The sequence below is a fragment of the Kamptonema formosum PCC 6407 genome (assembly GCF_000332155.1).
Taxonomy (GTDB): domain Bacteria; phylum Cyanobacteriota; class Cyanobacteriia; order Cyanobacteriales; family Microcoleaceae; genus Kamptonema; species Kamptonema formosum.
The window spans coordinates 1316593-1330167 of the sequence record NZ_KB235903.1; the positions used below are offsets into that span (position 1 = coordinate 1316593).

Annotated in this window: 9 protein-coding genes and 1 other RNA gene; 7 read left to right on the forward strand and 3 right to left on the reverse strand. The window is 43.9% G+C overall.

The window, feature by feature from the left end; genetic code table 11:
• Positions 1–180: 180 nt before the first annotated feature.
• From OSCIL6407_RS0110640 to OSCIL6407_RS0110655, 5 genes are all read left to right on the forward strand, one after another.
• Complete coding sequence (locus OSCIL6407_RS0110640; RefSeq protein WP_071592478.1) at positions 181–2847, forward strand: PAS domain-containing protein; 2667 nt, start codon at positions 181–183, stop codon at positions 2845–2847.
• Positions 2848–2974: 127 nt separating this feature from the next.
• The gene (gene corA, locus OSCIL6407_RS0110645) at positions 2975–4141 is read left to right on the forward strand and encodes a magnesium/cobalt transporter CorA (protein ID WP_007357758.1); all 1167 of its coding nucleotides are present in this window, start codon (positions 2975–2977) and stop codon (positions 4139–4141) included.
• 114 nt (positions 4142–4255) lie between these two features.
• Positions 4256–4652: RNase P RNA component class A (gene rnpB, locus OSCIL6407_RS31850), an RNA gene on the forward strand.
• A 192-nt stretch (positions 4653–4844) separates the two neighbouring features.
• Positions 4845–5558: a ribonuclease III gene (rnc, locus tag OSCIL6407_RS0110650; RefSeq protein ID WP_007357759.1), complete on the forward strand. Its 714-nt coding sequence runs from the start codon at positions 4845–4847 to the stop codon at positions 5556–5558.
• Between the two features lie 126 nt (positions 5559–5684).
• On the forward strand, positions 5685–6788 hold the full coding sequence (locus OSCIL6407_RS0110655; protein WP_007357760.1) for a Gfo/Idh/MocA family protein: 1104 nt from the start codon (positions 5685–5687) through the stop codon (positions 6786–6788).
• Between the two features lie 81 nt (positions 6789–6869).
• Here the strand turns inward: OSCIL6407_RS0110655 and OSCIL6407_RS0110660 are convergent, their stop codons facing one another.
• Positions 6870–8912: an ATP-binding protein gene (locus OSCIL6407_RS0110660; RefSeq protein ID WP_007357761.1), complete on the reverse strand. Its 2043-nt coding sequence runs from the start codon at positions 8910–8912 to the stop codon at positions 6870–6872.
• Between the two features lie 479 nt (positions 8913–9391).
• Here OSCIL6407_RS0110660 and OSCIL6407_RS0110665 point away from each other — a divergent pair, with 479 nt between their 5' ends.
• Positions 9392–10036 carry a class I SAM-dependent methyltransferase gene (locus OSCIL6407_RS0110665; protein WP_026103701.1) on the forward strand — a complete coding sequence of 215 codons (645 nt, stop codon included), beginning with the start codon at positions 9392–9394 and terminating at the stop codon, positions 10034–10036.
• A gap of 777 nt (positions 10037–10813) precedes the next feature.
• Positions 10814–11038 carry a DUF2811 domain-containing protein gene (locus OSCIL6407_RS0110670; RefSeq protein ID WP_007353314.1) on the forward strand — a complete coding sequence of 75 codons (225 nt, stop codon included), beginning with the start codon at positions 10814–10816 and terminating at the stop codon, positions 11036–11038.
• Between the two features lie 168 nt (positions 11039–11206).
• On the opposite strand, the gene OSCIL6407_RS0110675 is transcribed toward OSCIL6407_RS0110670, so the two are convergent.
• The gene (locus OSCIL6407_RS0110675; RefSeq protein ID WP_007353313.1) at positions 11207–11896 is read right to left on the reverse strand and encodes a response regulator transcription factor; all 690 of its coding nucleotides are present in this window, start codon (positions 11894–11896) and stop codon (positions 11207–11209) included.
• 93 nt (positions 11897–11989) lie between these two features.
• On the reverse strand, positions 11990–13575 hold a 1586-nt coding region (locus tag OSCIL6407_RS30550), incomplete at its 5' end, for a tetratricopeptide repeat protein (protein WP_019487206.1).

The window sequence follows — 13575 nt, forward strand, 5'->3', positions numbered from 1 at the left end:
GGGGGAGATGGGGGAGATGGGGGAGATGGGGGAGATGGGGGAGATGAGGAAGTTAAATCGAACCTATCCTCCCTATCCTCCCTATCCTCCCTATCCTCCCTATCCTCCCCATCCTCCCCATCCTCCCTATCTTCCCCATCCTCCCCATCCTCCCCATCCTCCCCACCTTCCCCATCCTCGATCGCCAGTTTCGCTGGCTACCCGCTGATAGTGGAAGATCGGCTAGTGGGGGTAATGGCAATTTTGAGTTATCAACCGCTGAGTCAAGGACTGCAAGAAACACTGTCATCTGTAGCAAATGTAATTGCCTTGGGAATTGAGCGCAAACGGGCGGAGGCTGAATTAAACTCAGCTAGAGGTTTCCTCAATTCCGTAGTTGAAAATTTGCCAGTAGGGGTTTTTGCCAAAGATGCAGAGTCGCTAAAATTTGTCTTGTGGAACAAAGCAGGGGAAGCGATCGCGGGCGTAACTAGCCAAGAGGCGATCGGCAAAAGCGATTACGATTTTCTTCCCAAAGATCAAGCAGATGCGATCGCAGCTAAAGACAGAGAAGTTTTGGCTAGCTATCAGAGCAATCCCTCAACTTTACCTGTACAAGATGTAGCAGAATCCCCCATCCAAACTCCCCACAGAGGTTTAAGAATACTACACACCCGCAAAATTCCCATCTTCGACAAAAGCGGAAACCCTCAATATCTCTTGGGCATTACCGAAGATATCACCGAACGCAAACAAGTAGACGAAAGCGTGCGCCTGTACGGTCAAATTGTCGAAAATATGCAAATTGGCTTATACGTTTACCGCTTAGAAGACATCAACGACGACCGAACTTTGAGAGCGATCGCCTCCAATCCTGCTACTACCTTATTTACCGGAGTAGAGATGGCAGACATTCTCGGAATGACCCTCGATGAAGTTTTCCCCCATCAGCGAGATAAAGGAATTCCTCAAGCATTTGCCTCAGTAATTCGCGAACAAAAAGCTGTAGAACTTGAAGATATTGACTGCTGCGAAGATGGGACTGTAATTCGCGCCTTTTCTATCAAAGCCTTTCCCTTACCCAACCACTGCGTCGGCGTTGCCTTTGAAAATATCACCTCTCGCAAAAGATTAGAATTAGAGCTAAAACTCGCCTTAAAACAAAGCGAACGTTCCCAACAACTACTCCGTACAGTCATCGACACCACACCCGACTGGATTTTTGCCAAAGACCGCAATTTTAAATATATATTAGTTAACCAAAGCTTTGCAGATTCTCTTAATATTCTTGTCGAAGAGATTCTGGGTAAAGATGATGTAGAAATCGGCTTTACTCCCACAGAAATATTTGGCAATAATGACCTCAGCATTCGAGGTTTTCGCAGCGATGACTCTACTGTACTCTCTGGGGAAATAGTTCATAATCCCCACGACCAATTAACTTTTGCCGACGGTTCCATCCACATTTTTGACACTCAAAAAATTCCCTTACGCGACGTGGAAGGCAATATATTTGCAGTGTTAGGTTTCGCTCATGACATTACTGGAAGGCATTTAGCTCAAGAAGCATTACGACAAAAAACTTCTGAACTAGAAGCCGTATTTCAAGCCTTACCCGATTTGTATTTCCGACTTAATATCAACGGCATAATTTTAGATTATCTATCAGGAACTTCATCAGATTTATATATTCCTCCCGAAGTGTTTTTAGGTCAACAAATGACAGAAGTTTTGCCCTTGAAAGTTAGCCGCCAATTTGAGCAGGCAATTCTGGAAACTTTTACCAAGGGAACTTTAGTTACTATTGAATATTCCTTACGAATGCCGCAGGGGAAACAAACTTATGAAGCGCGGTTATTACCCTTCGGTGATAGCCAAGTTATTATTCTTGCCCGCAACATTACCGAGCGCAAGCAGGCAGAAGCCCAGTTGAGACAAAAAAATCAGCAATTAGAGCTGACTTTGCAGGAATTGAGGAAAACTCAAACTCAATTAATTCAATCAGAAAAGATGTCCAGTTTAGGGCAGTTAGTAGCTGGAATTGCTCACGAAATTAACAACCCAGTAAGTTTTATTTATGGTAATATTTCTCATGCCAACGAATATGCTCAAAGCTTACTGCAACTGTGCAGTTTATATCAAAAATACTATACAAATCCTGCCCCCGAAATCATAGCATTAGCCGAAGAAATCGATCTCGATTTTTTGGTGTCAGATTTTCCACAACTGATGAATTCGATGGAAATGGGAGCAGATCGCATCCGCCAGATAGTTTTGTCTTTGCGTAATTTTTCTAGGATAGAAGAATCTGATATTAAAATTGTTGATATTAGTGAAGGCATTGACAGTACCCTGCTAATTTTGCAGCACAGATTAAAACAATCTGCTAGCAATCGGAATATTGAAGTTGTTAAAGAATACAGTGCTTTGCCTTTAGTTGAGTGCTACCCTGGCCTCTTAAATCAAGTATTGATGAATATACTTAATAATGCTATTGATGCTTTGTCCGATGTGAAAGCTAACGAAAACTTAGAAATAAAAAATTGCTCAGAAGGAGAAAACTTAGATATTCCTGTTTTACCTTTTACTTGTAACATTTTACCTTGCATTACGATTCGGACTATGATGTTAGAAAGCAATAGAATCGCTATTGTAATTGCCGACAATGGCCCAGGAATGCCAGAATCAGTGAAGTGTCGTATATTTGACCCTTTCTTTACTACTAAACCAGTAGGAAAAGGCACGGGTTTGGGATTATCTATTAGCTATCAAATTATTGTAGAAAAGCATGGCGGTATGCTAACCTGTATTTCAGCAAATGGATCGGGGTCAGAATTTGTGATTGAAATTCCTATTCGGCAGAGGTAATTTCTTAATTGTTGACTGTTAACAGTTAAGTGTTAACTGTTAATTAGTAATTGGGTAAAAATTCTCCCTCTCTCCCAGTCTTCCCCTCTTCCTTCTTCCTTCTTCCTTCTTCCTTCGTGAGGTAATTATGACATATAAAAGTGTAAAGGCTTTCAGTGCAATTGTAGAGCCACCTGAAGATGATGACGATGAGTCATACGTTGACTATTTTTATGACGATCCAGGTGCTCTCCCTGGCAATTTAGACTTAGAACCAGATGCACCTCCTCCTGATATTGTATTAATTGATTATAATGAAGCAGCAGCTACTCGCTCTCGCCTCACTTGCCCTCAAGATACATTACCCTACTTGGATACAGATTCTGTTTCTTGGATTGACGTACTCGGATTAGGTAATAATGAAACTTGGCGGCAAATGAGTGAAGTTTTTAATTTGCATCCCCTCGCTCAAGAAGATGTCGTAAATGTTCCTCAGCGGCCTAAAGTTGTAGACTATGAAGACCAACTTATAATTGTTGCTTGGATGGTGATGATGAAGCCGGATACAGAGACTTTTCACAAAGAGCAAGTAAGTTTAATTTTGGGTAAACATTATCTAGTGACTGTGCAGGAAGAACCTGATTATGATAGTTTTGGGCCTGTACGCGATCGCATTCGCACGGCAAAGGGAATTATCCGCAAAAAGGGAGCGGATTATTTGGTATACTCCCTGCTAGATTCGATTATTGATGGCTTTTTTCCAGTGTTGGAAGTTTATGGCGAACGCATTGAGGAACTAGAAGATGAAGTAGTGATGAACCCTAATCGCCAAACCTTAGAAAAAATCTATAAAATTCGCCGGGAATTGCTGACTCTCCGCCGTGCCATCTGGCCTCAGCGGGATGCGATTAATAGTCTGATTCGAGATGGTAATGAATTAATTAGTCCCGATGTCCGAGTTTATTTGCGCGACTGTTACGATCATACCGTTCAGGTGATGGATATGGTGGAAAGTTACCGAGAACTTTCTTCGGGTTTAATGGATGTTTATTTGTCTTCAGTTGGCAACAAAATGAATGAAATCATGAAGTTGCTGACTGTGATTTCTACCATTTTTATACCTCTAACTTTTGTTGTCGGCATCTACGGCATGAACTTTAATACTGAAAAATCTCCTTGGAATATGCCAGAGTTAAACTGGTATTGGGGTTATCCTTTGTGTTGGAGTGTAATGATTGCGATCGCATCAGGTTTAGTTTACTTCTTCTGGCGGCGTGGGTGGTTTGATAACTTTTCTACTATTAAGGATGATTAATAATATCAAAAGCTAGAATGTAGGATAAATTATTCTACATTCTGTCTTTTACATTCTCTTTTTGACAAAGGATAGCTAAGTGGACATAATTAAATGTAGAATAAAAAAGGGGAGAGAGTAGGCGCAGGCGGTTGCGGACTCCAAAGAGTCTGAGGAAAGTCCGGGCTCCCGAAAGCCCAAACTTGCTGGATAACGCCCAGTGCGAGCGATCGCGAGGATAGTGCCACAGAAATATACCGCCTACATTAGGAGCCTAAAGTGTTAAATTTTAGACTCAAAACTGTAGGTAAGGGTGCAAAGGTGCGGTAAGAGCGCACCAGCAGCGTCGAGAGGCGCTGGCTAGGTAAACCCCAGTTGGGAGCAAGGTCGGAGGAACTACGGTTGGTCTTTTACCAGTTCCGCTTGAATGCACCGCTAGAGGCATCTGGTAACAGGTGTCCCAGATAGATAACTGCCCTCTTAGCTGCTTGCAGTTAAGGGAACAGAACCCGGCTTATGTCCGACTCTTTCCCCCCTAATTATTCCAGTTTTACTAAATAATATCTCTGGGCAAATCCAGAATAATTTAGCTAGGACTTACCCAAAACCATCTGTAACGCCGCCATCTTGGCGGTAAAGAAACCGGGCATGATATAAGTTATGATTAAAATTAAACTCGGTTAATCGAGAGCCGTTCAGACCGAGGAAAGAGAGAGAAGAAAAAATGAATATTAGCTATCCTAGCCGTCAAAAGGAACTGGAAAAATTAGTCGAAAAATTAGGATTGCCCGATCGAAACCGCGTGAACTGGCAATTACTCGATTTAGCTTTAACTCACCCTACGGCCTCAACTCAAGCTAATTACGAACAGCTAGAATTTATCGGGGATGCAGTTGTGCGACTAGCTGCTTCTGAGTTACTATTTGAAACCTATCCCGGCAGTTCTGTAGGAGAATTTGCAGCGATTCGTTCCTTGTTAGTGAGCGATCGCACTCTGGCACAAATCGCTGACAGCTATGGATTTGGTCGTTATTTAATCGTTTCTAGCAGCGCCGCCTGCGACAAAGCAGGGGAAGAGTCACGGTTAGCAGACGCTTTTGAAGCAGTGCTCGCCGCCCTCTACCTGAGTACAAACACTTTACAATTAATTCGCCCTTGGCTAGACCCTCATTTCCAACCGCGAGCCGCTCAAATCCTGAGCGATCCCGCCCGCCAAAACTATAAAGCCGCTCTGCAAGAATGGACTCAAGGTCAATACAAAATTTTGCCAGAATATAATGTTAAGGAAACAGGGCGAGTTCACGGAGAAGAAGAACGTTTTACCGCCGAAGTATGGCTGCGAGGGGATTTACTTGGTGAAGGCAAAGGACGATCCATCAAAGCTGCTGAACAAGCAGCCGCGCAAGCAGCTTTTAATAAAGTAAAAACTAACAGTTAAACTTATTAATAAACGATCTACACAATTAAGTGTAAAATACGGATGACTAAAAAGCTGACTGCATAAGCCTTCTTCCTTCTCTCCTAGATAACTAAATTTTCTTTCTTCTTCCTTCTTCCTTCTTAAATGAAAATTGGAATTGCTGTATTAGGTGCAGGTCATTGGGGAATTCACCTGATCCGCAACTTCCTAGAACATCCCCACAGTCAGGTTTTAGCAGTTATAGACCCGCAGCCCGAACGCTTAGCTGTGGTGAAAAGTCTTTTTAATTTGGATGATAATGTGGTTCTAGCAACGGATTGGTCAGCATTGCAGAAATTGCCCGGACTAAAAGCAGTTGCGATCGCCACCCCAGCTTCAACCCACAGCACTCTCATCGCCGCCGCCCTTCATCAAGGCTACCACGTTCTCGCAGAAAAACCCCTCACTCTCAACCTCACCGAAGCTATAGAACTTTGTCAACTCGCTGAAAAAAAGCAACGTCAACTCTTCGTTGACCACACCTACCTATTTCATCCCGCAATCGAAATAGGAAAAAACACCATCCAAGCGGGAAAATTAGGTAAATTGCGCTACGGTTACGCCCAACGAACCCATCTTGAACCCGTGCGAAATGACGTTGATGCTCTCTGGGATTTAGCCATCCATGACATCGCCATTTTTAATACTTGGCTGGGACAAACTCCAAGTCAAGTCCAAGCAAATGGAACCGTTTTTATTAATAGGGAAAATACGGAGGATGGAAAAACCACAAATTACAAATTACCAATTACCAACTACCAATTACCACTTTATGATTTAGTTTGGATCGAGTTACTTTACCCAGATGGCTTTCAAGCATTCATTCATCTTTGCTGGCTCAATCCTGACAGACAAAGGCGCTTAGGAATTGTCGGAAGTAAAGGTACATTGATTTTTGACGACCTTTCAACTGATGCACCTCTGATGCTAAAATATGGTTATTTAGAGCCGGATGGCGATAATATCGGGATTACAGGTTCCTGGGATAGGGTTCGCGATCGCAATGCCACCTTATCTCAATCTTGGGAAAAATTACCCGTAGAACGAGTAGAGCCCCTCCAACAAGTTTGCGATCGCTTTCTAAATTGCGTCCAAAGTAACACACCATCTCCCATCTCTTCCGGTTGGGTAGGTGTCGAATTAGTGCGAATCCTCAGCGCCCTCAGCGACTCCCTGAAACTTAGCGGACAACTGATTACAATTTGTTAACAGTTAACTGTTAACTGGTAGTTACGTTTAATTTAACTACTAACTACTAAATACTAACGACTAACTACTAACGACTAACTACTAACGACTAACAATTACCAAATCTTCCTTGATAGAACCGCCAGGTAACTGTTTCGCAGGCAAAGCAATAGTTAAAGTAGTACCTTGATTTATACCTGCACTGTACAGCGAAATAGTCCCCGCCATCAACTGCATCAAATTACGTGAAATTGCCAACCCCAGACCATTACCGCCATATTTGCGAGTAGTCGAACCATCAGCCATCACAAAAGGTTGAAATAACTTATCCTGCTGCTCTTGGTCAATCCCAATCCCCGTATCTTCAATAGTCACCACCACCCAATCTTTTGTACCAGTGACCTGAGCCATATTATATACTGCATTCCCATTATAACTAGCACCATTATTGAGCAACACAGATTCAAGTCGGATAGAAATAGTAATTTTTCCTGAATCAGTAAACTTAATCGCATTACTCAAAACATTCAGAAAAACCTGCTTGAGCTTATCCGGGTCAGCATAAACCATAATCGGCTCCTTCAGGTCGGGTAAAATTAACTCCAGACCTTTTTGCTCAACTTCCACAACCTGCAAATCAACCGCTTCTTCAATCACCTGCGTGAGGTTGATAGTTTCCAGCATCATTGATAACGTACCTGATTCAATTTTGGCAATATCCAAAATATCATTGATAATATTCAGCAAGTGAATTGCAGCATCATAAGCACGCTGGACAAACTCCATCTCCTCATCTCGATCATCGCAATCACCATCTTGGACAAATTGCAGAAAACCGATAATGCCATTCAAAGGAGTTCTGAGTTCGTGAGAAATATTGCGTAAAAATTCATCTTTTAACTGATTAGCAACTTGCGCTTGTTTCGAGGCAACTTCCAGCTCTTCCGCCCACGATCGCAGACGCTCCACCATACTGTCGATCGCCTCCGCTAACTGATCGAACTCCCTAATTTTCAAATTGTGAGGAACCATCTGCGGAGATTCCAAACTCTTGACAGTCAGCGCATAATCTCTAAGTTTCTCCAGAGGACGAGCCAGATCGCGAGACAGATATAGAGTTGCCATAATACTCGCCGCCACCAACCCCACAATCAGATTCAACAAAACCTGTTGAATTTCTTCCAAACCAGACAGGGCATAATCTAAACGAGTAACCGCTAAAACTATCCACTTACTCTTTGGCTGATTCGCCATCGGACTAGGAACAGCAGCATATCCCGCCAGTAACTCCAGCCCATTTTTTTCAAAAGAAAATAGGTGTAAGAAAGCTTGTCCACCAGCGATCGCTCTCCTGACAATACTTTTTAAGCGATCGGCATCCGCCTCCTGAGCGATATTACGCCCCACCCGGTCAATATTAGGGTGCGCCAAGATTGTCCCATCTTGGTCGATCACAACCGTATAACCAGCTAAAGAACCTTTGGGAGCGCTAGTTTGCACTGGTAGAGGCGACTGCAAACTTAAAACATAGCGCAGTTGACGCGAATTTTGCTGCTGAATATAAACCGGCGCACTTAAAACCAAACTAACTTGAGTATTTGGATGAGGTTTAGCCTCCTCTAACCCATCAGCAGGAACAGCTAGAAATTCACCGTCATTCTCCGATTTCTGCGACTTTTGCTGTAGCGGCCACACAAGATTGATGTACACACTCTTATTGTTAACAAGCAACTGCTGCTGCTGCGGCCAAAACTTCTTCGGTAGCGACTGAATAGGTTGATTGCCACAAGTGCTAGCTGCAACTTTACCCGTCTGCAAATTAGTCAATTGCAAACAATCCACCTGAGTTGGCAATCTTTGCCCTAACTGGTTGATAAAATTTTGATAAACCTTCGGCGAGGAGGATTGCAACACAGAGCTTTCCGAAGCACCCAGTAAATTTGACTTCAGAGAGTTTACCCACTGTTCAATAGTTTCTGCCTTTCTACCGGCACTCTCCGTCAGATTTTGACGAGCAGTTTCCAGAAGCATTGAACGAGCTTTTCTATAAGTCACATACTCCCCCACCAGCAAAACTGGTACGCTGAGCAGTAAAATTCGCGACAGCAGAATACGGCGAAAGGAGGATGGGCCGACGCTTACCATAGGACATCTTTAAACTTAAGGTGCAACACCCAACAGCAACATCATCAAACAAACCAGATCGATCGAGCATCTTTCTAGGGTACTACTATTGATCTGAGAAAATGGTTGGAGAACAACAGTTCACACAATTATAGAAGCCAGTGCAGCATAATCTATTATTCAAAAGTTCTCAATAACTCAAGAGGGTGAAACAGTTTACACCAATAAACTGACATCCTAAAGGTGGGGTCGAAAACTCTAGATACAGACGATCGCAGGTAAAGCGCGATCGCTTCTCGCCACAGGGTCTCTCACTTGATACCCCGCGCATACCCTGCACTGCTCGATTTTATTCGACATCAACGGAATTTAAGTTTGAGCCTAGACACTATCAGGCTTGTACGCTCACGATCGGAGGTATCTATTGGTGAATAATAGCTCTGATACGCCTACACTAGACGTGAACTCGATCCCTACCCCCGGTCTCTCTAGCTTAATCGATGGAAAGAACCTCAAGCAAGTACCTATACTTTTACAGTAATAATCGCCCCAGGTATCACCATGCTTATTTGCTATCTCCACTGCTAGAAATGCTTGCTGTCGCTAAATCTACCAGCAACATCAAACCCCGCGTTTTGGATCTCGGTTGCGGGAACGGCAGTCTCAGCCATGCTATTGCTCAGCAAGGTTATGAAGTTATCGGAGTAGACAATTCGCCCCAGGGAGTGGCGATCGCATCTCAAAGTTTCCCTGAATGTCAATTTATCCAAGCTGATATTTATGATTTGCAGCATCCTGAACTCCTTCATTCATTTAATATTGTCTTAGCAGTCGAAGTCATCGAACATTTGCTTTATCCCAAAGAACTAATTAGAGTTGCCAAAAAATGTCTCAAACCAGACGGCCGATTAATTATCACCACTCCCTACCACAGTTACTTAAAAAATTTAGCTTTAGCTATTACTGGAAAAATGGATAAACATTTTACAGTTCTTTGGGATAATGGGCATATCAAATTTTTTTCCGTACCAACCCTAACCCAATTATTAAAATCTGAAGGATACACAGATATCACCTTCAAATTTGCAGGCAGATTACCCTATCTATGGAAATCAATGCTATCTTCTAGCACGCCCCCACCTTAAAACTGGTAATTGGTAATTGGTAATGGCTAATTGCTAATTGCTAATTGCTAATTGCTAATTGCTAATTGCTAATTGCTAATTGCTAATTCAGGACTTACGCTCAGGGTTCCAGAAACCGGGTTTTTGAGAAAATCTTTGGGTAAAAACGAAGTATTTTCGTCAAAAAACCCGGTTTCTTTGGTTGAGTGCGTAAGTCCTGTAATTGCTAATTGGGGAGAATAGGGGATTTACTCCCCATCCTCCCCTGCTCCCCCATCTCCCCCATCTCCCCTGCTCCCCTGCTCCCCTGCTCCCCCGCTCCCCCGCTCCCCCGCTCCCCCAGCCCCCAGCCCCTAGCCCCTAGCCCCTAGCTATGGTAATGACAACTTTAAAATTCTTATCCTTGCTGAAAGTTTTCCCCATATATTCCACAGCGTTTCCACAGGCTAGATGAGGTTTTCCACAGATTAGACAAGGTTTTCCACAGGCGTTAACGGTAGTATCAAGCCTTGCTGCTTAATTGGGGATTTTATTCATTAACTAGCTACTTCCAGAGTGGCGCTCAAAGTTATAAACTTATGTAACGGGGATCGGTCTCAAGACCTGATTGTTGTGTAAATATTTTTTTAAGATAAAGAGGTTTGTAACAATTCGCAACATTGACAACACCACCCCCTCTTAGCGCACAATGATGCGACCGACCTAAATTAAGCGCTCCGATTCCGGCTGTGTCCCTTAGCTGTCGATTCCGCGAGCTGGGTTTTGATATCTGTTTATTTGTGAGATTTAGAAGCGATGATGAACGCAACTGTCAGTATTTTGGCTGAAATTCCCGAAACCCTCCACGAATCCCTCAAAACCTACCTAGAAACCCATCCCGACTGGGATCAAGACCGGGTATTTTCCGCAGCTCTATCTCTGTTTTTATTGCAGAATGGGGATAGCGGTACACCAGAGGCATCAAGAAGCTATCGCCAAGCTGCCAGAGTTTACCTCGAAACCCTTTTTCAGCATCCTGTGTAAAGGAAGAGGGGCTAGGGGCTAGGGGCTAGGGGCTAGGGAAGAAAGAAGAAGGAAGAGGGAAGAAGGAAGAGGGAAGAAGAGGATTTTTCTGCAATTAGCCATTAGCCATTAGCCATTAGCAATTCCCTCTTCCCTAGCCCCTAGCCCCTAGCCCCTAGTCCCTCTTCCCTAAATTGCCTCAAACTTATAACCAACACCTCGGACGGTTTGAATCATAGAAGGTTGATTAGCATCCGGTTCAATTTTTCGGCGAATTTGACCGATGTGGACATCAACAACACGCTGATCTCCGACATATTCGTAATCCCAAACTTCTTGAAGTAGTTCAGCTCGTCGCCACACGCGACCGGGTTTGCTCGCCAAACAATAAAGCAAGTCAAATTCCAGAGCAGTTAAAGAAACTGTCTGACCGCTAAGCATCACTTCTCGGCGAACTGGATCGATCGCTAGGGGCCCAAAAATCAGGCTTTGCTGTTCTGCGGGAGTAACTATGCGCTTACGCTTCAATATTGCTCCCACGCGAAAACCGATCTCTACAAGACTAAAAGGTTTAGTGATGTAGTCGTCAACTCCCGACTCAAACCCTTTAATTTTGTCAGCCTCATCAGTTCGGCTAGTTAACATCACTACAAACACACCCGTCCGACTTTGCATTTCTTGACAAAGTTTGTAGCCAGTAGTGTCGGGCAAATTCACATCCAGAATCACGAAGTCTGGATTGAGCTGCTCAAATAATCCCAGAGCAGTCTGGCCGTCCCCGGCAGACTCCACTTGATAGCCTTGCTGGCTCAAATAGCGGTGAATTAAGTTTCGGATTGCCGGGTCGTCATCAACCACAAGGATCTTTGGAGGGGCCATGACCACAAAGTTGCTTTGAGAATTAGGCAAGAATATAAGTCATAGTAATGGAAAACTTGGATACAGACATACACTAAATTTTAAGTGTCATATTTACAATTGTTGCAAAATTTCAGGTAGTAAATCGCTAGGAAGCTTAGATAGAGCTAAATTTTGGCCTTGCAGCCCACATTCACTATAGAAAGCTTGAATTGTTTTGACAATACAATTTAGAGCAGTCTGGCGACAATCAGCATAGATAGGGTTGGGGGTCTGGCTTTGAGAATTGGTGTTTTCGCGACCTGCTAACCCTGACCCGTTCATTTGCTGTTGCCATCCCATACAAGCTTGCAACTGGTTTTGTAGTGCAGATTCTAGATGGGTTCTTAGCTCAAGTTTACTCAAGGAGAAGTAAGGGTCTGTGGCTAACTGATAGTGGGCTAGCCCTAAATTGTTGTAAGCGGCCAGTATGTCAAACGTCAACTGGTTGGGGTGAATTTGCTTGGCGGCGGCGATCGCGTTTTGATAAGCTGCGATCGCATTCTCCAAAGATTCTATCCGTCCCTGTTTGTGCCGGAGGTTAGCTAGATGCCAGTAAACTGTCCCCAGATTGTTCTGCGTGGCTGCACAGGCAGCCGGTACTAACTCTTGAGTACGATACCTCAAAGCTTCCCGATAGGCATCCACAGCTTCTAATAGGAACCCCTCTGAGGGTTCGTGCTGAGCAAGATTCCACCAAGCCGTGCCTAAGTTATTTTGCACTCCAGCATAGTTTAGGGGCTCTCGTTCTGAGCTGTAATAGCTTAGAGCTTTAGTGTAAGCCGCGATCGCGCTTTCGAGAAATGCCACTGGTTGGTCGTGTTGAGCTAAATTCCAATAAGCTGTTCCTAAATTATTCTCAACAGCAGCATAATGTTGAGGTTCTACGTCTGGGTCAATATATAGTTCTAAATCAGATAAAGCCAAAGATGCAATTTCAGGCGATCGCGGATAGCGAGAAAGCATCCAGTAGAGAGTACCGAGGTCATTGAGAATATCGGGAACCGTCGATAGCTCAGATTTAGCAGACAGTTGACTTAAATTCTGGTTAAGTTGGCTAATTAAGGCGCTGCGTTCCCCATCTTCTTGCCGATCGCCTTGTGGTTTTGCATCCGAGCTGGTAAATTCAAGTACCATTTCGTAAGCGCGGATAGCAATTAACAGGTAAGTACGCGAAACATCTCCCGCTAGAATGCGATCGCGGTAAAAATTCCCCAAAGTCTGATAAGCCAAAGCCAAAGTCTGAGGTAAACACTCTTGTTCCTGTAGCAGTTCGATATATTGCAAAGTTTGAAGCGCCACAAAATTTCGTCCTGCTGCGGGTGAAATCCCATCTCCTCCTTCCAACTCCCCAGATGCAGCCGCGAGTACCAAATCTGCCAGCTCAAGAGCTTTTGGATTTTGAATTTTAGACTTTACAATCGGAATTGCAAACTCTTGGCTAGGAACGGACAAAATTGCAGAATCTTGGCTAGGAACAGACAAAACCTTGGGTCGAGAACCATTCTGTGTATTATTAGAACTCTCCAAAGGCCTCACACCCAAAGACTGGTAACTCAAACCCAGCAAACCCCTCATCTCCCCAATCTCCCCATCTCCCCCATCTCCCCTGCCCCTCTCGCCTCCCCGCCCCCTCGCCTCCTCCTCGCCTCCCCGCCCTC

Bases quoted from the DNA above. Each gene is read 5' to 3' on its own strand.
- rnc (WP_007357759.1), top strand. From the start codon at position 4,845: ATGAATATTAGCTATCCTAGCCGTCAAAAGGAACTGGAAAAATTAGTC.
- OSCIL6407_RS0110675 (WP_007353313.1), bottom strand. From the start codon at position 11,896: ATGGCCCCTCCAAAGATCCTTGTGGTTGATGACGACCCGGCAATCCGA.
- OSCIL6407_RS0110670 (WP_007353314.1), top strand. From the start codon at position 10,814: ATGAACGCAACTGTCAGTATTTTGGCTGAAATTCCCGAAACCCTCCAC.
- OSCIL6407_RS0110655 (WP_007357760.1), top strand. From the start codon at position 5,685: ATGAAAATTGGAATTGCTGTATTAGGTGCAGGTCATTGGGGAATTCAC.
- OSCIL6407_RS0110660 (WP_007357761.1), bottom strand. From the start codon at position 8,912: ATGGTAAGCGTCGGCCCATCCTCCTTTCGCCGTATTCTGCTGTCGCGA.
- corA (WP_007357758.1), top strand. From the start codon at position 2,975: ATGACATATAAAAGTGTAAAGGCTTTCAGTGCAATTGTAGAGCCACCT.
- OSCIL6407_RS0110665 (WP_026103701.1), top strand. From the start codon at position 9,392: ATGGAAAGAACCTCAAGCAAGTACCTATACTTTTACAGTAATAATCGC.